Here is a 21198-nt window from a genome sequence, read left to right as displayed (position 1 = left end):
CTACCACCGGCGCCGACGACAACGGTCGCTGGCCCGGTTGACCCCTATCGAGTACGAGACCATCATGACTCCACCGGCCAGTCAGGCCGCCTGACTAGAACTGTCACCAGTTGGTGCAGCAGACCCCCATCTTCGCCAGCGCGGCAGCGTCGCACACTGTCCAGCCCTGCACAAGGAAGCTGTCACGGTCTGTGCGGTACAGCGTCGGCGACCCGTTGACCTGAGATCCCGGGTCCTTTCCGATGAACTCAATCTCCACAACATCTCCTCTAGCTCCGAGATTGCGAAGAGTTTCGGCCTGGTCATCCTCGGGGTCGGCACGCCGAGGGTCAAGGCGAAACATCAAGCAACAATGTGGAGCTGCCGGCACGTAAGGCGGCAAAGTCATCGCTGGTCACGCCAGCTAGCCCTCGTGCTGGTACTGCCTCGATCGCTGCCAGCCACGAGTGAAGCGTGGCCCACCGGGCGGCGGGACGCCGGTATCTCTCGCCGGTGTCCCGCCCCACCGACCTCCACGAGGAAGGACCCCTCATGCTCCTACGTGCTGCCCTGCTGGCTGCCTGCGTAGCCACGCTGACGACTTCCGCTGCGCCGGCCCAGGCATCGGACCCCATCGATATCGACCTGCTGAACAGCGACAGTTCCAAGGTCGTCATGGTGGACCCGACCACCGGCTCCGTGATTAACGTCGAGGCCCAGGCTGAGCGGATCTCGAACAGGAACATCTGCACAGACGCCTGCTTCTACTGCGGGAGGGTGCCGTACGCCAACCAGGGCTTTTGCGGCACATCTGGCACCGACACGGGCTCCTGGCCCGCGCGTAGCGGCTACAACACCGGCCGCTACACCGCTCGGTTCTGCTGGGACAACGACGTGTGCGCGCCGTACCTGAGCCCCAACACCGAAGCCTTCTGTCCCGGGGGTGCCAGGGTGACTGGCAAGTCGGTGACGATCCGCTGACCAGGACGAAGGTCCCCCGGCTGTCAAGCTGGGGCACCAGACCGTCAGGAAGACTGCACCCGGCCGGTCGCCGGGTCGATCACCACAGTCTGACCCGCCACCGCCCCGGTCGCCGGGTGGATAACTACCTTGCCGGGCGGCGTGAGCCGGGCTGGTCGATCCCGACCGGGCCAGCCGTGACACCAAGTAGCAGTGCCGACGCCGCCATAACCGTCGCCACACGCAAGTCGTTCACCATGTCTACCAGTCTTGGGAGAGTGCCGGTGTCGATGCGGGGGGAGCTGGGGTATCCGTCCGCTGTGAACAGACCACCTGGCAGGCGGAGCCGGCCGGTTTATCGAGGTCCGGGCGGCGAGCGTCGGGAAGACGAAAGCGAGAAGTCTGGGCAGAGCCTGCGCCGCCCGACGGGGCGGGACCGGGCACCCCCGGAACTGACGGTGAGACGGGCATCGAGCCAGCCTCTCTCGACAGTGCACCCCGCCGACCCGCCTGACGAGCTGGGGCGACGGCTGCGCCCGCCGCAACGCACCGGGGCACTACACGCAGGTCAGCTACTTCAAGAACGAGATCAAGGGCGCCATCCAGGGCCTCGGCGGCACGATGCCGGCCGGCTGGTAGCCGCGGCGCGGCCCGCCGCTCACCGGACGCGGCGGCGGGCGTCGCCGTCGTCCGGCCCCCGGGCGACCCAGGTGCCGCCCGGGGCGTGCACCACGCCGTCCTCCAGGCCGGTGTAGCGGCCGGCCAGCACCGCCGCGGCCGCGGCCGCGTCGACGGCGTCGGTGTTGCGCCACAGGGTGGCGAACACCGCCCGCGCGCGGGCCCGCGCCTGCCGGCAGTACAGGTCGGCCAGCTCCGCCTCGGTCGGGTCGGCGCCGTGGCGCTCCCGGGCCCGGACGCAGACCGCCGCGATGCCGAACAGTTCGGCGCCGATGTCCACGACCCGGCCGAGGAACCGCTGGCGCCGCTCCAGCCCGCCCTGCCAGCGGCCCATCGCGGTGAACGTCTCCCGGGCCAGCCGGCGCGAGGCCCGCTCCGCCCAGCGCAGGTGTACCGCCAGCGGCCCGTACGCACCGTAGGCCAGCGGCGTGGATCCGGCGCCGACCAGCAGCGTCGGCAGCCACCGGCTGTAGAAGCCGCCGGCCCGTACGCCCGCGCGCGCCTTGCGGCCGGGCGCGGCCGCGGGGTCGATGAGGTCGCCGGCCACCGACAGGTGCGCGTCGACCGCCTCGCGGGCGATCATCAGGTGCATGATCTCGGTCGACCCCTCGAACACGCGGTTGATCCGCAGGTCGCGCAGGAGCTGCTCCACGGCGATCGGCGGTTCGCCGCGGGCGGCCAGCGACGCCGCGGTCTCGTAGCCGCGGCCGCCGCGGATCTGCATCAGGGCGTCGGCGATCTGCCAGGCCAGCTCGCTGGAGACCAGTTTGATCAACGCGGCCTCGACCCGCACGTCCGCCCGGTCGGCGTCGGCCAGCCGGCAGCACAGGTCGAGCATCGCCTCCATCCCGTACGTGGCGCCCGCGATGAACGCGATCCTGCCGGCGACGGCGTCGTGCGCGCCGACCGGCCGGCCCCACTGGACGCGGGCGGCCGACCAGCGCCGGGCCACCGACAGGGCCCACTTGCCGGCCCCGACGCACAGCGCCGGCAGCGACAGCCGGCCGGTGTTGAGGGTGGTCAGGGCGATCCGCAGGCCGGCGCCCTCGCCGCCGATGACGTTCGCGGCCGGCACCCGCACCCCGGCGAAGCGGGTGACGCTGTTCTCCAGCCCGCGCAGTCCCATGAACTGGTTGCGCCGCACCACGCGGATCCCCGGGCTGTCGGCCTCCACCACGAACGCGGTGATCCCGCCCGGGTGGCCCGGGCCGCGCGGCACCCGGGCCACGACGACGAGCAGGTCCGCGATGGTGCCGTTGGTGGCCCACAGCTTGACGCCGTCCAGGACGTAGGCGGTGCCGTCCGCGGTGGGTGTCGCGGTGGTCGCCAGGCGCGCCGGGTCGGAGCCGACGTCCGGCTCGGTGAGCAGGAAGGCGGAGATCTCGCCCGCGGCCAGCCGCGGCAGGTAGGCCCGCCGCTGCTCCTCGGTGCCGAACAGCTTCAGCGGCTGCGGTACCCCGATGGACTGGTGCGCCGACAGCAGCGCGCCGACGGCGGGGCTGACCGAGCCGACGAGCATCAGCGCGCGGGCGTACTCGCCCAGCGAGAGCCCGAGCCCGCCGTACGCCCGGTCGACCTTCATCCCGAAGGCGCCCAGCGCGGCGAGGCGGGTGAGCACCTCGTCGGGGATCCGGGCCTCGCGCTCGATCCGGGGGCCGTCGAGTTCCGTGCGGGCGAACGCCTCCAGGTCGCGCAGGAACTCCTCGGCCCCCGGGGTGGGGGCGCGGACGGGCAGCGGGTCGACCAGCCCCAGGCGCAGCCGGCCCAGGAACAGGTCCCGGCCGAAGCTCTGGCGCGTCCAGGTGGTCTCCCGGGCCGCTTCGGCGACGCGGCGCGCCTCGGCGGCGGACACCCCGGCGGGGTCGGCCGGGGGCGGCGCGGAATTAGGTCGGTCGCGCATCGTCGTCACGGCTGGCCCCTCTCGCAAGGGTCCCGCGCGCGGCCTGGCAAGCCCGCCGGGGCGCCCGGGATCGACGCCCGGCGCGCGCCCCGGCCGCGTCGCGGTGCGGGTGTCGCCGGCATGTGCTGACTTCCAGGCTACCGCTCACCTCACTGTCAGTACACCCATGCACACCCGCCGTGTGGGGCTCGCCCACTACTCGTACGGGTTGCGGGGCTGCTCCGTCGGCGCCCAGGCGGTCACCTGGAGGTAGGGGATCTGGGACTTGTTCACCGGGTCAGCGCCGATCCTGTCGTTGTACACGCCGGTGATCTTCACCCACCGGTCGTCGGCCTGGCCGGTGGGTGCGTCGCCCGCGAGCCCGACCTTGATGGGCCGGCCGTCGGCGGCGCAGCAGGACAGCACCATCCGGGCCAGGTACTGCCCGCCCTCGGGGTTCGCGGCCAGGAAGCCGGTCAGCTCGACGGTCCGGCCCTGGAGCGAGACGCCCTTGTCGAAGACGGCCCGGGCGGCGTAGTCGGAGACGTTCAGGGCGATCGGGTCGCCCGGCGGCAGCGCCGGGAAGTCCGACTGCTGCTGGGTGGACAGCGCACTGCCGGCCTGCCCCGCGGCGTACGCGCCCAGCGCCGGTGGTGAGACCAGCAGCAGGCCGAGGACGGGCAGCAGCAGCATCCAGCCGACCCGGGGCTCCTTGTGGACCCGCTGGCCGTGGCCGTCCTCGCCGCTGTGGCCGTCGTCGGCGCACTCGGGCAGGTCGGCCGCCGCATCGGCCTTGCTGCCGAACAGGTCGTACCAGAGCGTCATCGCCCCCGCGGCGACCAGGACGGCGCCCGCCGCGATCAGGAACGGCCCCAGCGCCTCCTTGACGTAGCGCAGGTGCAGGTCCGCGAACGTCGCGCGCAGCAGCGCGCCGCCCAGCAGCAGCATGGTGACCGCTTGTGCCCGCCGGTTCATCGGGTGTCCTCTCCGCCGGCCTAGAACGCGAACGCCGCGACGGCGACCGCGACCAGGACGGCCACGACGAAGGTGGTCGGGGCGAACCGGGCGGCGAAGCGCCGGCCGAACACCCCCGACTGCATGGAGATCAGTTTGAGGTCCACCATCGGGCCGACGGTGAGGAACACCAGCCGCGAGGTGAGCGAGAACTGCGACAGCGACGCCGCGACGAACGCGTCGGCCTCGGAGCACATGGACAGCAGCACCGCGAGGACGGCGAGCGCGATCACCGACAGCACCGGGTTGTCGGCGAGGGTGAGCAGCCACCGCTCGGGGATCACGACGTTGATGGTCGCCGCGGCCATCGCCCCGATGACGAGGAAGCCGCCCGCGTGCACGATGTCGTGCCGGACCGCCGTCCAGAACGCGCGGGCCTTGCTGACCCCCTCCAGGTCCGGCCGGTAGGGCAGCCGGATCCACTCCTGCCGGCCCAGCCGGGTCCACAGCCAGCCCATGATCATTGCGACGACCAGGCCGGCGATGCCACGGCCGACGGCCATCTCCGGGTTGTTGGGGAACGCGACCACCGTGGCGGTCAGGACGATCGGGTTGATCGCCGGGGCGGCCAGCAGGAACGCCAGCGCCGCCGCCGGGGTGACGCCGCGCCGGATCAGCGACGCGCCGATCGGGACCGACCCGCACTCGCAGCCGGGCAGGATCACCCCGGCGACGCTGGCCACCGGTACGGCGAGGGCGGGGTGCCTGGGCAGCGCCCTGGCCCAGAACGCGCGCGGCACGTAGACCGCGATGACCGCGGAGAGCGCGACACCGAAGACCAGGAACGGCATGGCCTGCACCATCACCGAGACGAAGACGGTCGTCCAGGTGGCCAGCGACTGGACCGACAGCAGCGCCGAGACCTGGTTCTTGAAGATCACCAGGAGGATCAGGATGGCGGCGAGGATCTCGACCGAGCCGATCCCGCCCCACCGGCGGCGCGCGGCACCGGCGTGGTCGTGTCCCGTGTGGTCGTGCCCGGCGTGGTCGTTTCCGGCGTGGTCGTCTCCGGCGGGCGGGTCGGGGGACGCAGCCGGCTGTTCCGGGTCGGCTCCGCCGGCGGTTCGGGTCTGGGAGGTCACGGCGAGATCCTATGGATTGACGACGGACAATGGAATAGCGCGCGGTGCGGGGCAGCTCAGGCTATCCGGCCCGACGCGCCGCCGCCTACCCCCTGCCGGCGCGACGCCGACGGTGTCCGGCCGGCCGGAGGCGGCCGCGGGCACCCACCCGGGCACCCGCCTGACTAACGCGCATAACCGACAATCGGCAACTGCGCGCCGCCGCCCGCGATCGACGGTCGCCGCTGCACCGGGCACGGCACCCGGCGAAGCGGACAGCAGCCGGACAGGCCACCCACCCGGGTCGATCGACGCCGGTAACTCCACCGGACAGCCGATGCGACCCCCCACTGTGGACTGGAACAGTGGACCGAGGCCGTTTCACCGGGGATGTCAGATATGTGAGCCGCCCGCGCGCGACTGTCCGCTCGCGGGCGGCCGTCCATCCACGCGCCCGCACCCGGTCCCGTAACCACCCACGCGGTCGTGGCGACACGGCCCACGCGAGGAGGAACCCATGAACCCGATCCAGATCGCCGCTCTCGGCGCCGCGACGGCGCTGGCGTCGGCGGCCCTGGCGGTACCCGCCCACGCCGCCGCAGCGGAGGACCCGCCGGAGGTGGTCGTCTCCGAGGTGGTCGCCAACGGCACCGGCTGCGGTGCCGACGCCCGCCCGCTGGTCCACCTGGAGAACAGGAGCAGGCGGCTGACCATCGAGTACCCGGCCCTCTACACCCAGGCGGGCCAGGTTCCCCAGGACAACGGGACACGGCCCTGGGTGCCCCGGGCCAACAGGAACTGCCAGGTCAACCTCAAGCTCAGCTACCCCGCCGGCTGGACCTTCGCGGTGACCAGGGTGGGGGGCATGGGCTACGCCGACCTCGCCGAGCGGACCACGGCCAAGAGCATCGGGACGTACTACTTCGCCGGCATGACCGAGACCGGCGAGTTCCAGTCCGCGCTGACCGGCCCGCTCACCGACACCTACAGCTACCTGGACGGGGTCGGGTCGCCGAACTGGTCCGAGTGCGGCAAGACCCGCGCGCTGAACGTCAACGCCCGCATCCAGGTCGACGCCAGCAAGGCCGACCGCCAGTCGCTGAGCGAGATGACCCTGGACGCCACCGTCGCCAACCTGGAGTGGCGGCGCTGCTGAGGTGACGACCAGCCCGCGGCCCGGCGCTCCCCGCGGGGGGCCGGGCCGCAGGCCGGCGGTCGGCGCTCAGGTCGGCGGGGCGACCGGGTTCGGGATCGCGCCGCCGAACCGGCGGTCCCGCCGGGCGTAGAGCTGGCAGGCGTACCACAGGTGCCGGCGGTCGAAGTCCGGCCACAGGGTGTCCAGGTAGACCAGCTCGGCGTACGCCGACTGCCACATCAGAAAGTTCGACGTGCGCTGCTCCCCCGACGGGCGCAGGAACATGTCCACCGCCGGCACCTCCGGGTGGTACAGGTACCGCGCGAACACCTTCTCGGTGATCTTCCCGGGGTCCACCCGGCCGGCGGCCACGTCCCGGGCCAGCGCGGCGGCGGCGTCCACCACCTCGGCCTGGCCGCCGTAGTTCACGCAGAACTGGAGCGTCAGGGTGCGGTTGTCCGCCGACATCCGCTCGGCGGTCTCCAGCTCGTTGATCACGCTCTTCCACAGTCGACCGCGGCGCCCGGACCAGAGCACCCGCACGCCGAGGTCCACGAGCTGGTCGCGGCGGCGCCGGATGACGTCGCGGTTGAACCCCATGAGGAACCGCACCTCCTCCGGCGAGCGCTTCCAGTTCTCGGTCGAGAACGCGTACGCCGACAGGTACGGGATGCCCAGCTCGATCGCGCCCTCGACGGCGTCGAACAGCGCGTCCTCGCCCCGGCGGTGCCCCTCGGTCCGGGGCAGGCCGCGCTCCTTGGCCCACCGGCCGTTGCCGTCCATCACGATCGCCACGTGCCGCGGCACGCTCCCCGCCGGCAGCTCCGGCGGGCGGGCGCCGGAGCGGTGCGGGGCCGGCCGGGCGGCGGGGGCGGTGCGGCGGCTCATGGACGTCCTCCAGTCGTGGGGGTGCCGCGGTCGACCAGCGGCAGGGAGCGCAGGGCGCGTTCGAGGTGCCACTGCAGCAGCGCGGCCACCAGCCCGCTGCACTCGCGCCGCGGCGGGGGCGCCGCGGCGTCGGCGACCGCCCAGTCGCCGCCGGCCAGGGCGGCCATCAGCGCGACCGTCGCCGGGTCGGGGTGGGTGGAGCCGGGCGGCCGGCAGTCGGGGCAGACGCTGCCGCCGGCGGACACCGCGAACGCCCGGTGCGGGCCGCGCTCGCCGCACAGCGCGCACTCGGCCAGCGCGGGCGCCCAGCCGGCGTACCCCATCGCGCGCAGCAGGTAGGCGTCCAGGACCAGCGAGCTGTCGTGGGCCCGGGTCGCCAGCGCCCGCAGCGCCCCCAGGGTCAGGGCGAACAGCGGGCCGGCGGGCTCCTGCTCGACCGGCGTGAGCCGCTCGGCGGTCTCGGCGACGGCGGACGCGGCGGTGTACAGCGGGTAGTCGTCGACCAGCGACCGCCCGTACAGGGCGATGCCCTCGACCTGGCTGACCGTGTGCAGGCCGGGCGTACCCGGGTCGCCCGCCACCTGGACGTCGACGTGGCCGAACGGCTCCAGCCGCGCCCCGAACCGCGACATCGTGCGCCGGACCCCGCGGGCGACCGCCCGGACCTTGCCGTGCCGCCGGGCGAGCAGCGTGATGATCCGGTCGGACTCGCCGAGCTTCTGCACCCGCAGGACCACCGCCTCGTCGCGGTAGAGCTGGCGCCGGAAGCCGGGCACCAGGTCAGAACCCGAGCTTGCGCAGTTGCTTCGGATCGCGCTGCCAGTCCTTGGCGACCCGCACGTGCAGGTCGAGGTGGACCCGGGTGCCGAGCAGCTCCTCGATGTGGGCGCGGGCCGTCGAGCCGACCTCCTTGAGGCGGGCGCCCCGGTGGCCGATCACGATGCCCTTCTGGCTGGTGCGCTCGACGTACAGGTCGGCGAAGATCCTGGTGATCCGGGCCTCGGGCTGGATCTCCTCCACCACGACGGCGATGGAGTGCGGCAACTCGTCGCGGACGCCCTCCAGGGCCGCCTCGCGGATCAGCTCGCCGATGAGGACGTGCTCGGGCTCGTCGGTGAACATGTCGTCGGGGTAGAGCTGCGGGGAGTCCGGCAGGTACCCGGCCATGACGTCGACCAGCGTGTCGACCTGGTGGTCGGCGATCGCGCTGACCGGTACGACGGCGGCGAAGTCGGCCAGTTCGCTGACCGCCAGGAGCTGCTTGGCCAGCGCCTCCTTGCCCACGAGGTCGGTCTTGGTGACCACGGCCAGCACGGTCGCCTTCAGGGCGGCCAGCTCGCCGGTGATGAACCGGTCGCCCCGGCCCACGGGCTCGTCGGCCGGGATGCACAGGCCGATCACGTCCACCTCGCTCCAGGTCGCCCGGACCAGGTCGTTGAGGCGCTCGCCGAGCAGGGTGCGGGGGCGGTGCAGGCCGGGGGTGTCGACGAGGACGAGCTGGCCGTCCGGCCGGTGCAGGACGCCCCGGATGATGTGCCGGGTGGTCTGCGGCTTGTTCGAGGTGATCGCGATCTTCTGGCCGACGATCGCGTTGGTCAGGGTCGACTTGCCGGCGTTGGGCCGCCCGACGAAGCAGGCGAACCCGGCCTGGTAGGTCGATGTCGTCGCGCGCCGCCCCCGTCCGCCCGCGCCCTGCTGCCCGTCCGGTGCCGCCGCGGCCCCTGACCGCGCCGCCTCGCCTGACCCCACTGTGCCGTCCGTCTCCGCGGCGCCGCCTCGCGGCCGCGCCGCACGCTGTCGTCGTGGCGACCAGCTTACGGCGCCTGCGCCCGCCGCTCCTGAGGGGTGCGCGGGGGCCCGGCGCGGCCCGGCGGCAGCGTGGAGGGGGTAGCGCAAACTTCCTATTTGTGCATTAAAGCAGTGGTTGGCGTAGGGTGCCCGTTGTGTCGGTCGCTCTCCTCGCCCTCTGTGGATTCTTCGGCGGGGTGGCCGTACCCGCCGTCGAGGCGAGCACGCGCTACCGCCGCACCGGCCACTGGCCGTGGCAGGACCGGGAGCTCGTCACCCCGCGCGGGTACCTCGTCGCCGTCCTCCTCCAGGCGCTGGTGGGCGCCGGCCTGGCCGCGCTGCTGGCCACGTTGAACCCGGTCCCGATCGCGCTGGCGATCGGCGTGAGCGCCCAGCAGATCCTCCAGCGGCTCGCCCGCCTCGGTACCGTCGCCGACCTGCCCCCCGGGGCCGCCGCGACGACCCGCCGGCCGCTCCCCCGCCGCCGGCCCGCGACCGACACCGCGACGGTCATCCCCGACCCGCACCGCGATGCCCCGGCCGACCCCGTCCACCCCCCACAGACCGAACGGACCGGGGGTTAGGGATGCGCGACGACTCGTTCCTCGACCAGGTGCGCCACGCCCTGCGCGGTGACGACCCGCCGGCCGGGGCGGCCCCGGTGCTGCCGGGCTTCTGGGGGGAGGTGCTGGCGGGCATCGCGCTGCGCGGTGACGACCCCCGGCCCGCCCGCACCGCGGCGCCCACCCCGGACGCGCGGCAACGCCGGCACGCCGTCCGCTGGCGCCTGCGGCTGGCCCGGCTGGGCGTCCGGGCACGACTGTCGGGGAAGGACCTGCGCGGGGTGGCGCTGCCGGGCGTCCGGCTGCCCCGGGCGCACCTGCACGGCGCCCAGCTCGCCGCCGCGGACCTCAGCGGGGCCGACCTGACCCTGGCGCGGCTGCCCGGGGCCAACCTGTCCGGCGCCGACCTCGCCCGCGCCCGGCTGCGCCAGGCGGACCTGTCCGGCGCGCTGCTGCCGCGCGCCGACCTGCGGGGCGCCGACCTCGGCGGCGCGCGGCTGGCGCACGCCGCGCTGCGGGCCGCCCGGCTGGACGACGCCGACCTGCGCCGGGCGGACCTGCGGCAGGCCACCCTCCGCAACGCGGTCCTGTCCCGCGCCCGGCTGGACGACGCCGACCTGCGCCGGGCGAACCTCACCGGCGCCGCCCTGGACCACGCCGAACTGCGCGCCGCCAACCTGGGCAGCGCCGTCCTGACCGAGGCCGCCCTCGACCATGCGGACCTGGCGCACGCGCACCTGGGCAGCGCCTGCCTGGCGGGCGCGTCGCTGACCGGCGCGAGCCTGCCGCAGTCCCTGCTCATCGCCGCCAACCTGTACCGGGCCGACCTCACGGGCGCTGACCTGCAACAGGCCGACCTGCGCGGGGCGGGCCTGGAGGGCGCGACCCTGCACCGGGCGCGGCTGCTGCGGGCGAACCTGCGCGGGGCGCGGCTGGACGACGCCGACCTCAGCGAGGCGCCGATGTCCGAGGCGGTCCTGCACGAGGCGAGGCTCCACGGCGCCGTGCTGACCGGCGCGCGCTGCCTGACGCTCCCGCTGATCGCCAACGCGCGCTGGACCCGCGAGACCCGCTGGCCGGCGTACCTGCACGACCTCGTGCACCACTCCTCCGACGAGGTCGAACCGGGCGTGTTCCGGGTCCGCCCGCCCGGCCCGTCGCGCGACCGCGTCGCCGTCTGAGGCTCCGGCCCGCCTCAGGAGGGGGCCGGGACCGGCGCGGACAGGGCCGGGTCGCCGTCGGCGATCCGGCGGGCCAGGACCGTGTCGATGCGGTTGCGCCGGCCGGCCGTGCCCTCGGCGACCAGCCGCAGGCCGGCCACGTCCGTCGTGGCGCCCGGGATGGGCACCCGGCCGAGCTGCTGGGCAAGCAGGCCGCCGACGGTCTCGACCTCCTCGGCGGGCAGCTCCACGTCGAACAGCTCGCCCAGGTCCTCGATCGGCAGCCGCGCGGTCACCCGGACCGCGCCGTCGGCCAGACGCTCGACCGGCGGGCGCTCGACGTCGTACTCGTCGGTGATCTCGCCGACGATCTCCTCCAGGATGTCCTCAATGGTGATCAGCCCGGCCGTGCCGCCGTACTCGTCGATCACCACCACCTGGTGGGTGCGGGCGGCCTGCATCTCCGAGAGCAGGTCGTCGACCGGCTTGGACTCCGGGGTGAACGACGCCTCGCGCATCAGGTCGCCGACCGTCGCGCCGTCGGCGGCGCCGTTGTTGGTCCGCCGGATCACGTCCTTGAGGTACAGCAGGCCCAGGACGTCGTCCACGCCCTCGCCGACGACCGGGATCCGGGAGAAGCCCGAGCGCAGGAACAGCGTGAGCGCCTGCTCCAGCGACTTGTCCGACTCGATCCACACCATCTCGGTGCGCGGCACCATGACCTCGCGGGCGATCGTGTCGCCGAGGGCGAACACCGAGTGGATCATCTGGCGCTCGCCGTGCTCCACCACCCCGCGCTCCTCGGCCAGGTCGACCAGCTCGCGCAGCTCGACCTGGCTGGCGAACGGCCCCTCGCGGAACCCCTTGCCCGGGGTGACCGCATTGCCGATCACGATCAGCAGGGACGCCAGCGGGTTGAGCACCCGGCCCAGCCAGCGGACGACGGGGGCGATCCCCTGCCCCACCGCGTACGCGTGCTGGCGGCCGATGGTGCGCGGCCCGACGCCGACGACCACGAAGCTGACCACCGTCATCGCGCCGGCCGTGACCAGCGCCGCCTGCCAGCCGGCCCCGAACGAGTCCACCGCGACCAGGGCGACCAGGGTCGTGGCCGTCAGCTCGCACAGCAGCCGCAGCAGGAGCAGCAGGTTGAGGTGGCGGGCCCGGTCCGCCGCGACGGCGCGCAGCGCCCGCGCGCCGCGGGCGCCGTGGCGGACCAGCTCGGCGGCGCGCGCCTCCGAGACCGCGCCCAGCGCCGCCTCGGACATCGCGAACACGCCCGCCAGCACCACCAGGCCGGCGGCCGAAAGCAGGAGCTGCGCGTCCGGCAGTTGCGCGTCCGGCAGCTCGACGGGTAGGGGGACCGCTGACCAGCCGGTCAACGCGCCGCGCTCCGCCAGCTCGCCAGCAGGCGGGACTGGAGGTCGAACATCTCCTTCTCCTCCTCCGGCTCGGCGTGGTCGTACCCGAGCAGGTGCAGGCAGCCGTGCACCGTCAGCAGGTGCAGCTCGTCGATCGGGGCGTGCCCCGCGGTGGCCGCCTGGTTCGCGGCGACCTCCGGGCTCAGCACGATGTCGCCCAGCAGGGCCGGCTCGCCGGGCGTCGGCTCGCCGGGGCCGTGGTCGACGTTGCCCTCGTCCATCGGGAACGCGAGCACGTCGGTCGGGCCGTCGCCGCCCATCCAGCGGTGGTTCAGCTCGGCCATGTACCCGACGTCGACGAGCAGGACCGACAGCTCCGCGAGCGGGTTGACGCCCATCTGCTCCAGCGTGTGCCGGGCGACGGCGAGGATGGACTCGGTGTCGACGGCGACGCCGGACTCGTTGGCGATCTCGATGGACACGGTGCGGGTCTTCCTCCTGAGGTCACCGCCGCCGCTGGCCGCGGTGGGCGGCGCGCGGCTGCGGCGGTGCGGGCGGCTCGTCCTGCGCGGCGTCCCAGCGGGCGTACGCGTCGACGATGTCGCTGACCAGCCGGTGGCGGACCACGTCCCCGCTGGTCAGCCGGGAGAAGTGCACGTCCTCGACGTCGTCCAGGATCTCCTGGACGACGCGCAGCCCGCTGCGCGTGCCACCGGGCAGGTCAACCTGGGTGATGTCGCCGGTGACGACGATCCGCGAGCCGAAGCCCAGCCGGGTCAGGAACATCCGCATCTGCTCCGGCGTGGTGTTCTGCGCCTCGTCCAGGATGATGAACGCGTCGTTGAGGGTACGCCCCCGCATGTAGGCCAGCGGCGCGACCTCGATGGTGCCGGCGGCCATCAGCCGGGGGATCGACTCGGGGTCGATCATGTCGTGCAGGGCGTCGTAGAGCGGCCGCAGGTACGGGTCGATCTTCTCGTACAGCGTCCCGGGCAGGAAGCCGAGCCGCTCGCCGGCCTCGACCGCCGGCCGGGTCAGGATGATCCGACTGACCTGCTTGGCCTGGAGCGCCTGGACCGCCTTGGCCATCGCCAGGTACGTCTTGCCGGTACCGGCCGGCCCGATCCCGAAGATCACGGTGTGCCGGTCGATGGCGTCGACGTACTGCTTCTGGCCCAGCGTCTTGGGCCGGATGGTCCGCCCGCGCCGGGACAGGATGTTGAGGGTCAGCACCTCGGCCGGGCGCTCGGGGGCGCCGTCGGCGAGCATGTCGACGGTGCGGCGCACCGCGTCGGCGGTCAGCGTCTCACCCCGGGTGAGCAGCTCCAGCAGCTCGGAGAACACCTGCTCGGCCAGGGCGTTGTCGGCCGGCGCGCCGGTGATGGTGATCTTGTTGCCGCGGACGTGGATGTCGCTGGAGACCGCCTGCTCCACCAGGCGCAGGTGCGCGTCCCCGGTGCCCAGCAGGCCGACCATCACGTGCGGGTCGGGGACGGTGATCGTCGTCGTGACCCGCGCGGCGGCCGGCGGGTCGCCGCGCCCCGCGGCGCGGGTGCCGGGCTTGTTCCGGCCGCCGCCGCGGGCGCCGCCGTCTGTGTCGCCACTCATAGTCCGGTCATCGTATCCGGCCCCCGAACGGGCCGCCGCGCCCCTGACCCCGCCGGGCCGCCGACCCGCCGCGGGGGCCCGCGGCGCGAGGCCGGATTACCGGCCGGTAATGTCGTCGTCGCTCGCCGACACGCCGTCGAAGGTCTCCTGGCGCCGGGTGAACCGGTAGGTCGCCCAGTGCAGCCGGACCACCGTCCCCGTGTCGTCGCGGGTCAGCCGCAGCAGCTCGCCGGTCTCCCGCCCGGACACCGTGCGCAGCACGTCCGGGTCGCCGTCCAGCGGCGCGAACACCGAGGGCGGGTGGCCCGCCGGCACCCGCGGGGCGCGCGCCTGGAGCTGGCCGTCCCGCCAGGAGAAGTCGTAGCCGGTGCCCTCGCTCCACCAGCGGCCCAGCACCGAGCGGTACGGCGCGGGCGCCGGTGGCGCGGGGGACCAGGGGGCGATGTCGGCCGGGTCCAGCTCGACGGCGCGGGTCAGCAGGTCGTGGGCCAGCGTCAGGACCGCGTCGGCGGTACCCGCCGAGCCGAGCACGCCGACCCCGCAGCCGGGCGGGGTGTCGGCGCCGCCGACCTGGCCCATGCCGGCGGCCAGGTAGCCGGGCATGGCGCCGTAGTGTCCGACCTGGACGGCCCGGCCGGGGCGCGGCGCGATCATCAGACCGAGTCCCAGGGCGGTGTGCCACTCCCGGTCGTCGGTCACCGTCAGCGGCCAGCGCATCTCCTCGACCGAGCCGGGCGCGAGGACCCGGCCCGCGGGGTCGCACGACGCGGGGTCGGCCAGGAACGCCGACCAGCGCGCCAGGTCGGCGGCGGTCCCCCAGAGCTGGCAGGCCGGGCCGAGCGCCCGGAAGTCGGTGTCCGGCTCCGGGCGGGCGTGGTCGGAGTAGGTGTCGACGAGGTGGCCGGTGGCCGTCCGGGACGTCGGCAGGACCGTCGTGGCGGCCAGCCCCAGCGGCGCCAGGATCCGCTCGGCCAGCACCTCCGCCCACGTCCCGCCGCGCACCCGCGCCACCAGGTGGCCGAGCAGCGCCACGCCGAGGTTGGAGTAGTGGTACCGGTGCCCCGGCGGCAGGATCCGCTCGGCCCTGGTCAGCGCGCCGACCAGCCCGGCGACGTCCGGCATGTCCAGGGTGTCCCAGACGTCGCCGTACGGCTCCCGCTGCAGGCCCGAGGTGTGCGACAGGAGCTGGCGGACCGTCGCGCGGCCGTGCGCCGGTACCGGCAGGTGCGCGTCGAGGGTGTCGTCCAGCTCCAGCAGGCCGTCGTCGCGGCACTGCATCACCAGGACGGCGGTGAACGTCTTGGTGACCGAGCCGAGGCGGAACTGCGTGTCGGCGTCCAGGGGGGTGGCGTTGCCCGTGGTCCCCAACTGGTGGGTCCACGGCGCCCGGTCGGCGCGGTGGACGGCGATCGCCAGCGCCGGTACCCGGGCGTCGGCCTGGACGCGGGCGGCCATGCGGGCGAGCTGGCGCCGGACGTCCGCCGGCATCGCCGGGGGCGCCGTCGCCGGGGGCGTCATCGTCGGGGGCGTCATCGTCGGGGGCGTCATCGTCGGGGGCGTCATCGGGCGAGCATCGGGCCGAGCGGCGCGCCGCCGAGGACGTGCGCGTGCACGTGCGGGACCTCCTGGCCGCCGTGAGCGCCGGTGTTGAAGATGAGCCGGAAGCCCGGCCCGGCCAGCCCCTCCGCCCGCGCCACCGCGGCGGCCGTGGCGAGCACCTCGCCCGCGAGCCCCGGGTCCGCCGCGGCGAGCGCCGCGACGTCCGGGTGGTGGGTGCGCGGGATCACCAGCACGTGCGAGGGCGCCTTCGGGTCGATGTCCCGGAAGGCCAGGGTGGTGGGCGTCTCCCGCACGACCTCGGCGGGTATCTCGCCCGCGGCAATCCGGCAGAACAGGCATTCGCTCGTCATCGGGCGATCCTACGACTCCGGGCCGCAGCCGGACATCCCACCGCGGACACCGGCCGGGCCGGGCGCTACCAGTACCCGAGCCGCGCCTGGAGTACCGCCAGCGCGGCCACCCCCGCCGTCGAGGTGCGCAGCACCGTGCGGCCCAGCCGGACCGGTACCGCCCCCGCCGCCCGCAGGGCCGCGACCTCGGCGTCGTCGACCCCGCCCTCCGGGCCGACCACCAGGAGGATGTCGCCGGCCGCCGGCAGCGCCGCGGCGCTCAGCGGCGCGTCGGCCTCCTCGTGCAGCAGGAACGCGCCGGTCGCGGCGGCGACCCGCGCGGCGACCCGCGCGGTCGGGTAGGCGCCGCCCTCGGGGGTCGGGCCGGTCGGGTCCGGCGCCGCCCCGGCGACCGCGGGCAGCCAGGCGCGGCGGGCCTGCTTGGCGGCCTCCCGCGCGGTCGCCGCCCACCTGGCCTGGGCCCGCCGGCCGCGCTCGGCGCGCCAGACGGCGACACTGCGCCGCGCCGCCCAGGGCACGATCTCGGCGACGCCCACCTCGGTCATCGCCTGGACGGCCAGTTCGCCGCGCTCGCCCTTGGGCAGCCCCTGGACGACGACGAGCCGCGGGTCCGGCGCCGGCTCGCGCCGCCGCGCGGCGACTGCCACCTGCACCTCGCCGCGCGCGACGGCCGTCACGTGGCCGTGGGCGACGCCGCCGCGGCCGTCGCCGAGCAGGACCGGCTCACCGACGCGCAGCCGCACGACGTCCGCGGCGTGGTGCCCCTCGGCGCCGGCCAGGGTGCAGGTGTCACCCGCGGGCAGCGCGTCGACCAGGAACAGCGGGGCGCTCACCCTCAGGCGTGCCCTTGGAAGGCGTCGCGCACCCGGGAGAAGAAGCCGCCCTGCTTGGCCAGCTCGGCGACCTCCTCGCCGCGGGAGCTGGCGAAGTCGCGCAGCAGCCGCTCCTGGTCGGCGTCGAGCTTGGTCGGCGTGCGGACGTCGAGGTGCACGAACAGGTCGCCGCGGCCCTGGCCGCGCAGGTGCGGGACGCCCTTGCCGCGCAGCCGCAGCGTCGCGTTGGGCTGGGTGCCGGGCCGGACCTCGATGGCCTCCTCGCTGTCCAGCGTCTTGATCGTCAGGCGGGTGCCCAGCGCGGCGGAGGTCATCGGCAGGGTGACCTTGCAGTGCAGGTCGTCGTCCTTGCGCGAGAAGACGTCGTGCGGCCGCTCGTGGATCTCCACGTACAGGTCGCCGGCCGGGCCGCCGCCCGGCCCGATCTCGCCCTGCTGGGCCAGGCGGATGCGCATCCCGTCCTCGACCCCGGCCGGGATCTTGACGGTCAGCGAGCGGCGGGTGCGGACCCGGCCGTCCCCGGCGCAGGTCTGGCACGGGTGCGGGATCGTCGCGCCCTGGCCCTGGCAGGCGGCGCACGGCCGGGTGGCGACCATCTGGCCGAGGAAGGTGCGCTGCACCGTCTGCACCTCGCCGCGGCCCCCGCACGTGTCGCAGGTGGCCAACTGCGTACCCGCGGCGGTGCCGGCGCCGGTGCACGTCGTGCACAGCACGGCGGTGTCCACGGTGATCGGCGCCTCGATGCCGAAGACGGTCTCGGCCAGGTCCAGTTCGAGTCGCAGGATCGCGTCGGCGCCGGGCCGGGTGCGCGGCCGCGGCCCGCGGCCGGGGCCCGCGCCGGTACCGGCCGTGGCGAAGAACGCGTCCATGATGTCCTGGAAGCCGACGAACGGCCCGCCCGGACCGCCGGGCCCCGGGCCGCCGCCCCCACCGGGCGCCAGCGGGTCGCCGCCCATGTCGACGATCTGCCGCTTGGTGTCGTCGGTGAGCACCTCGTACGCGGCGTTGATCTCCTTGAACTTCTCCTGCGCCTCAGGATCGGGGTTGACGTCGGGGTGGTACTGGCGGGCCAGCCGCCGGTACGCCTTCTTCAGCTCGTCGTCGGTCGCTTCCCGGCTGACCCCGAGAATCCCGTAGTAATCCTTGGCCACTGCGTCTATGTCCTCGTGTCCGATCGGTCCGTGCGGCGTCGTCGCTGTCGGCTGACCTGGTGGCGCCGGGTCAGTTCTGCGCCAGCACATCGCCGAGGTAGCGTGCCACGGCACGTACGGCGGCGATGTTGCCGGGGTAGTCCATCCGGGTCGGACCCACCACGCCGAGACTGCCGACGACAGTCCGCCCCGGACCGTAGCCGGTGCTCACCACGGAGGCCGCCCGCAGGTCCTCTATCTCGTTCTCGTCGCCGATCCGCACCCGGGTCGTGCTGGGCTCGACCTCGCCGATCAGCTTGAGCAGGACGACCTCCTCCTCCAGCGCCTCCAGGATGGGCCGCAGCGAGCCGGGGAAGTCGAGCACGTTGCCGCGGGTCAGGTTGGCGGTGCCCGCCAGCGCCAGCCGCTCCTCGGTGCGCTCCACGAGGGTCTCCAGCAGGACGCTGGCCAGCGCGCGCATGGCCGTCCGGTGCTCGGCGGCCGCCGTCTCGACGAGGTCCGCCACGATCGGGGGGGTCTGGCTGAGCGCCACGCCGCCGAGGCTGGCGTTGATGACCCCGCGCAGGTGCAGGACGTCCTCGGCCGGGACCGGCTCGGGCAGCTCCACCATCCGCTGCTCCACCCGCCCGGTGTCGGTGATCATGACGAGCGTGAGCCGGGTGGTGGAGATCGGGACCAGTTCGAGGTGCCGGACGGAGGAGCGGGCCAGGCTCGGGTACTGCACCACCGCCACCTGGCGGGTGAGCTGGGCGAGCAGCCGGACGGTGCGGTGTACCACGTCGTCGAGGTCGACCGCCCCGACCAGCAGGCGCTCCATGGCCCGCCGCTCGGCGACCGACAGCGGCTTGACCCGGGACAGCCGGTCCACGAACAGCCGGTACCCCCGGTCGGTGGGCACCCGGCCGGCGCTGGTGTGCGGCTGCCGGATGTAGCCCTCCTCCTCCAGCGCCGCCATGTCGTTGCGGACCGTCGCCGGGGACACGCCGAGGCGGTGCCGCTCGACCAGCGCCTTGCTGCCGACCGGCTCCTGGGTGAGCACGTAGTCCTCGACGATGGCGCGGAGCACGTCCAGCCGGCGGTCGTCCGCTCCCACCACGCCACCCTCCTGCACTTCGCGCTCCGCAGCCCGCAGCCCGTACCTCGTAGCCCGCAGCCCATACCTCGTAGCCCGCGGCCCCTGGCTGCGGCCGGCCGCCGACGGCTGGCACTCGCCGGAAATGAGTGCCAGTCTACTCCGCCGCCGCACCGACTCCGAGATCACGATTCGCGGATCGTGAGGGTAACGCTGGTATCGGGCGCTGGCCCGCCGTACGGTGACGATATGACCGAACCGCCTCGTCCGCCCGGTGACCAGCCGGGGGGCCTGCCCCCCGACCCGACCGCGCCGCCGCCGGCGTACCCGGCACCGGGCACCCCGGCCCCGCCGCCGCCGAGCGGCCCGCCGCCGAGCGGCCCGCCGCCGGTTGGCCCGCCGCTGGGGCAGGAGTCCCTGCCGCCCGCCTACTCCCCGCCGCCGGGCGAGTACCGGAGCACCGGCGCGTACCCGCCGGTGGGCGGCTTCGGCGCGGCGCCCGGCGGGTACGCCAGCGCCGAGGAGAAGACCTGGGCGCTGATCTCCCACTTCGGCGGCGCGGCCGCGGCCTTCGTCAGCGGCGGCAGCCTCGGCTGGGTACCCCCGCTGGTCGCGCTCGTGTCGCGGGGCAAGGAGTCGCCGAACACCCGCGCGCACGCGGTGGCGGCCCTGAACGTCCAGCTCACCTGGACCATCGCCACCGTCATCGCCTACGTGATGGCGGTGTGCAGCATCGGACTGCTGTTCTTCATGCCGATCATCACCGTGGCCGTGGCCGTGATCCTCGGGATCATCGGCGGCGTGAAGGCCAACGACGGCGTCCTCTACACCTATCCGACCGCGCTGCGGATGGTGAAGTAGCGCGCACCGGGTCACCGCGGGGCGGGTCCGCCGGACCCGCCCCGCACCCGTCCCCGCTCCCGCCGGCTAGGCGAGGACGGTGCGGATCACGCCGTCGGCCAGCAGCCGGCCGCGCAGCGTCAGGACGGCCCGCCCCGCCGCGAGCGCGTCCGGCTCCAGCAGTCCGTCCGCCGCGGCGCCCGCCGCCGCCCGCCGGCCGGCCGGCGCCAGCGCGTCCAGCGCGAGGCCGTCGGCCAGCCGCAGCCCGAGCATGACCCGTTCGGTGTACCGCTGGGCCGCGTCCAGGATCTCCCGGCCCGCGCCCGGCGACACGCCTTCGGCGAGCCGGCGGGTGTACGCCGCCGGGTGTTTCACGTTCCACCAGCGGACCCCGCCGACGTGGCTGTGCGCGCCCGGCCCCAGGCCCCACCAGTCGGCGCCGGCCCAGTACAGCAGGTTGTGCCGGCAGCGGGCGGCCGGCGCGGCGGCCCAGTTCGACACCTCGTACCAGCCCAGCCCGGCGGCGCCCAGCGCCGCCTCGGCGGCGAGGTACCGGTCGGCGGCGACGTCGTCGCAGGGGTAGGGCACCTCGCCGCGGCGCATCCGGGCGGCCAGCCGGGTCCCGTCCTCGACGATCAGCGCGTACGCGCTGACGTGGTCCACCCCGGCGGCGACGACGGCGGCCAGCGAGTCCGCGAAGTCCTCGGCCCGCTCGCCCGGCGTGCCGTAGATGAGGTCGAGGTTGACGTGGTCGAACCCCGCCGCGCGGGCCTCCGCGACCGCCGCGGTCGCGCGGCCGGCGGTGTGCTGCCGGTCGAGCAGCCGCAGCACCGTCGGGGCGCTGGACTGCATCCCCAGCGAGATCCGGGTGAAGCCGGCCGCCCGCAGGGCCGCCAGGCTGCGCGGGTCGACGGACTCGGGGTTGGCCTCGGTGGTGACCTCGGCGTCGGGCGCCAGCCCCCACGTCCGGTCGACGGCGGCGAGGATCCGGGCGAGGTCGGCCGGCGGCAGCAGCGTCGGCGTGCCGCCGCCGACGAACACGGTGTCGACGCGGGCCGGCGGGGCGTCGCCGAGCACGCGGCGGGCCAGGGCCAGCTCGGCGAGCACGGTGTCGGCGTACGTCTCGCGGCTGGCGCCGCCGCCCAGCTCGGCGGCGGTGTAGGTGTTGAAGTCGCAGTAGCCGCACCGGCTGGCGCAGAAGGGCACGTGGACGTACACGCCGAAGCCGGCCCGCCCGACCGCCGCGCGGGCGGCCTCGGGCAGCGCGCCGTCGACGGGGACGGGCGCGCCGTCGGGAAGCGGACCGGGCATCCCCCCA

The 21198-nt window shown here is 74.7% G+C and carries 21 protein-coding genes; 5 read left to right on the top strand and 16 right to left on the bottom strand.

Features of this window, described 5'->3' with window-relative positions; genetic code table 11:
- Window positions 1-103 precede the first annotated feature (103 nt).
- Window positions 104-259, bottom strand: coding sequence for a hypothetical protein (locus IEY75_RS18705; RefSeq protein WP_189115683.1), 156 nt, complete (start codon window positions 257-259; stop codon window positions 104-106).
- Between the two features lie 272 nt (window positions 260-531).
- Here IEY75_RS18705 and IEY75_RS18700 point away from each other — a divergent pair, with 272 nt between their 5' ends.
- Entirely contained in the window at window positions 532-960 is a 429-nt protein-coding gene (locus tag IEY75_RS18700) for a hypothetical protein (RefSeq protein ID WP_189115682.1), read from the top strand.
- A gap of 637 nt (window positions 961-1597) precedes the next feature.
- On the opposite strand, the gene IEY75_RS18695 is transcribed toward IEY75_RS18700, so the two are convergent.
- The 3 genes from IEY75_RS18695 to IEY75_RS18685 all read right to left on the bottom strand — a co-directional run bounded on the left by IEY75_RS18695 (window position 1598) and on the right by IEY75_RS18685 (window position 5433).
- Window positions 1598-3517, bottom strand: coding sequence for an acyl-CoA dehydrogenase family protein (locus IEY75_RS18695; RefSeq protein ID WP_189115694.1), 1920 nt, complete (start codon window positions 3515-3517; stop codon window positions 1598-1600).
- A 195-nt stretch (window positions 3518-3712) separates the two neighbouring features.
- Window positions 3713-4471, bottom strand: coding sequence for a TIGR03943 family putative permease subunit (locus tag IEY75_RS18690; RefSeq protein WP_189115681.1), 759 nt, complete (start codon window positions 4469-4471; stop codon window positions 3713-3715).
- Window positions 4472-4491: 20 nt separating this feature from the next.
- A complete protein-coding gene (locus tag IEY75_RS18685) occupies window positions 4492-5433 on the bottom strand; it encodes a permease (RefSeq protein ID WP_189115693.1) in 942 nt (313 codons plus the stop codon).
- Window positions 5434-6088: 655 nt separating this feature from the next.
- On the opposite strand from IEY75_RS18685, the gene IEY75_RS18680 reads away from it, so the two are divergent.
- On the top strand, window positions 6089-6727 hold the full coding sequence (locus tag IEY75_RS18680) for a DUF4360 domain-containing protein (protein WP_189115680.1): 639 nt from the start codon (window positions 6089-6091) through the stop codon (window positions 6725-6727).
- 66 nt (window positions 6728-6793) lie between these two features.
- Here IEY75_RS18680 and IEY75_RS18675 read toward each other — a convergent pair whose 3' ends face one another.
- The 3 genes from IEY75_RS18675 to era are packed head-to-tail and all read right to left on the bottom strand — an operon-like array spanning window position 6794 to window position 9343.
- On the bottom strand, window positions 6794-7594 hold the full coding sequence (locus tag IEY75_RS18675) for an isoprenyl transferase (RefSeq protein ID WP_189115679.1): 801 nt from the start codon (window positions 7592-7594) through the stop codon (window positions 6794-6796).
- Window positions 7591-8370: a DNA repair protein RecO gene (gene recO, locus IEY75_RS18670; RefSeq protein WP_189115678.1), complete on the bottom strand. Its 780-nt coding sequence runs from the start codon at window positions 8368-8370 to the stop codon at window positions 7591-7593. The genes IEY75_RS18675 and recO overlap by 4 nt, the downstream gene beginning before the upstream one ends.
- A gap of 4 nt (window positions 8371-8374) precedes the next feature.
- Window positions 8375-9343: a GTPase Era gene (gene era, locus IEY75_RS18665; protein WP_189115677.1), complete on the bottom strand. Its 969-nt coding sequence runs from the start codon at window positions 9341-9343 to the stop codon at window positions 8375-8377.
- 194 nt (window positions 9344-9537) lie between these two features.
- Between era and IEY75_RS18660 the strand changes: the two genes are divergently transcribed.
- Window positions 9538-9966, top strand: a complete 429-nt coding sequence (locus IEY75_RS18660; RefSeq protein ID WP_189115676.1) for a hypothetical protein — start codon at window positions 9538-9540, stop codon at window positions 9964-9966.
- A 2-nt stretch (window positions 9967-9968) separates the two neighbouring features.
- Entirely contained in the window at window positions 9969-11126 is a 1158-nt protein-coding gene (locus IEY75_RS18655; RefSeq protein ID WP_189115675.1) for a pentapeptide repeat-containing protein, read from the top strand.
- A 14-nt stretch (window positions 11127-11140) separates the two neighbouring features.
- On the opposite strand, the gene IEY75_RS18650 is transcribed toward IEY75_RS18655, so the two are convergent.
- From IEY75_RS18650 to hrcA, 8 genes are all read right to left on the bottom strand, one after another.
- On the bottom strand, window positions 11141-12487 hold the full coding sequence (locus tag IEY75_RS18650; protein ID WP_189115674.1) for a hemolysin family protein: 1347 nt from the start codon (window positions 12485-12487) through the stop codon (window positions 11141-11143).
- The gene (gene ybeY / locus IEY75_RS18645) at window positions 12484-12948 is read right to left on the bottom strand and encodes an rRNA maturation RNase YbeY (protein WP_189115673.1); all 465 of its coding nucleotides are present in this window, start codon (window positions 12946-12948) and stop codon (window positions 12484-12486) included. The genes IEY75_RS18650 and ybeY overlap by 4 nt, the downstream gene beginning before the upstream one ends.
- A gap of 22 nt (window positions 12949-12970) precedes the next feature.
- A complete protein-coding gene (locus tag IEY75_RS18640; RefSeq protein ID WP_229789889.1) occupies window positions 12971-13942 on the bottom strand; it encodes a PhoH family protein in 972 nt (323 codons plus the stop codon).
- Window positions 13943-14170: 228 nt separating this feature from the next.
- Window positions 14171-15562: a serine hydrolase domain-containing protein gene (locus IEY75_RS18635; protein WP_189115692.1), complete on the bottom strand. Its 1392-nt coding sequence runs from the start codon at window positions 15560-15562 to the stop codon at window positions 14171-14173.
- A 71-nt stretch (window positions 15563-15633) separates the two neighbouring features.
- Window positions 15634-15984, bottom strand: a complete 351-nt coding sequence (locus tag IEY75_RS18630; RefSeq protein ID WP_189115671.1) for a histidine triad nucleotide-binding protein — start codon at window positions 15982-15984, stop codon at window positions 15634-15636.
- Window positions 15985-16049: 65 nt separating this feature from the next.
- Entirely contained in the window at window positions 16050-16817 is a 768-nt protein-coding gene (locus IEY75_RS18625) for a 16S rRNA (uracil(1498)-N(3))-methyltransferase (RefSeq protein WP_189115670.1), read from the bottom strand.
- Between the two features lie 2 nt (window positions 16818-16819).
- Complete coding sequence (dnaJ, locus tag IEY75_RS18620; RefSeq protein WP_189115669.1) at window positions 16820-17968, bottom strand: molecular chaperone DnaJ; 1149 nt, start codon at window positions 17966-17968, stop codon at window positions 16820-16822.
- Between the two features lie 70 nt (window positions 17969-18038).
- The gene (hrcA, locus tag IEY75_RS18615; protein ID WP_189115691.1) at window positions 18039-19061 is read right to left on the bottom strand and encodes a heat-inducible transcriptional repressor HrcA; all 1023 of its coding nucleotides are present in this window, start codon (window positions 19059-19061) and stop codon (window positions 18039-18041) included.
- A gap of 228 nt (window positions 19062-19289) precedes the next feature.
- Between hrcA and IEY75_RS18610 the strand changes: the two genes are divergently transcribed.
- Window positions 19290-19901 carry a DUF4870 domain-containing protein gene (locus IEY75_RS18610; RefSeq protein WP_189115668.1) on the top strand — a complete coding sequence of 204 codons (612 nt, stop codon included), beginning with the start codon at window positions 19290-19292 and terminating at the stop codon, window positions 19899-19901.
- A gap of 66 nt (window positions 19902-19967) precedes the next feature.
- On the opposite strand, the gene hemW is transcribed toward IEY75_RS18610, so the two are convergent.
- Window positions 19968-21191, bottom strand: a complete 1224-nt coding sequence (gene hemW, locus IEY75_RS18605; protein ID WP_189115667.1) for a radical SAM family heme chaperone HemW — start codon at window positions 21189-21191, stop codon at window positions 19968-19970.
- Between the last annotated feature and the right edge of the window lie 7 nt (window positions 21192-21198).

Origin of the sequence: Pilimelia terevasa, from assembly GCF_014647915.1 — a bacterium.
Classification (GTDB): Bacteria; Actinomycetota; Actinomycetes; order Mycobacteriales; family Micromonosporaceae; genus Pilimelia; species Pilimelia terevasa.
Note: the sequence above shows the minus strand (reverse complement) of the source record. Positions and strands in the feature narration are given on the sequence as shown.

Excerpts from the sequence above, each read along its gene's own strand:
- IEY75_RS18640 (WP_229789889.1), bottom strand. The coding sequence starts at position 13,942 with ATGGTCGGCCTGCTGGGCACCGGGGACGCGCACCTGCGCCTGGTGGAG.
- IEY75_RS18680 (WP_189115680.1), top strand. The coding sequence starts at position 6,089 with ATGAACCCGATCCAGATCGCCGCTCTCGGCGCCGCGACGGCGCTGGCG.
- IEY75_RS18610 (WP_189115668.1), top strand. The coding sequence starts at position 19,290 with ATGACCGAACCGCCTCGTCCGCCCGGTGACCAGCCGGGGGGCCTGCCC.
- IEY75_RS18700 (WP_189115682.1), top strand. The coding sequence starts at position 532 with ATGCTCCTACGTGCTGCCCTGCTGGCTGCCTGCGTAGCCACGCTGACG.
- IEY75_RS18630 (WP_189115671.1), bottom strand. The coding sequence starts at position 15,984 with ATGACGAGCGAATGCCTGTTCTGCCGGATTGCCGCGGGCGAGATACCC.
- IEY75_RS18675 (WP_189115679.1), bottom strand. The coding sequence starts at position 7,594 with ATGAGCCGCCGCACCGCCCCCGCCGCCCGGCCGGCCCCGCACCGCTCC.
- IEY75_RS18690 (WP_189115681.1), bottom strand. The coding sequence starts at position 4,471 with ATGAACCGGCGGGCACAAGCGGTCACCATGCTGCTGCTGGGCGGCGCG.
- IEY75_RS18695 (WP_189115694.1), bottom strand. The coding sequence starts at position 3,517 with ATGCGCGACCGACCTAATTCCGCGCCGCCCCCGGCCGACCCCGCCGGG.
- IEY75_RS18655 (WP_189115675.1), top strand. The coding sequence starts at position 9,969 with ATGCGCGACGACTCGTTCCTCGACCAGGTGCGCCACGCCCTGCGCGGT.
- IEY75_RS18635 (WP_189115692.1), bottom strand. The coding sequence starts at position 15,562 with ATGCCGGCGGACGTCCGGCGCCAGCTCGCCCGCATGGCCGCCCGCGTC.
- hemW (WP_189115667.1), bottom strand. The coding sequence starts at position 21,191 with ATGCCCGGTCCGCTTCCCGACGGCGCGCCCGTCCCCGTCGACGGCGCG.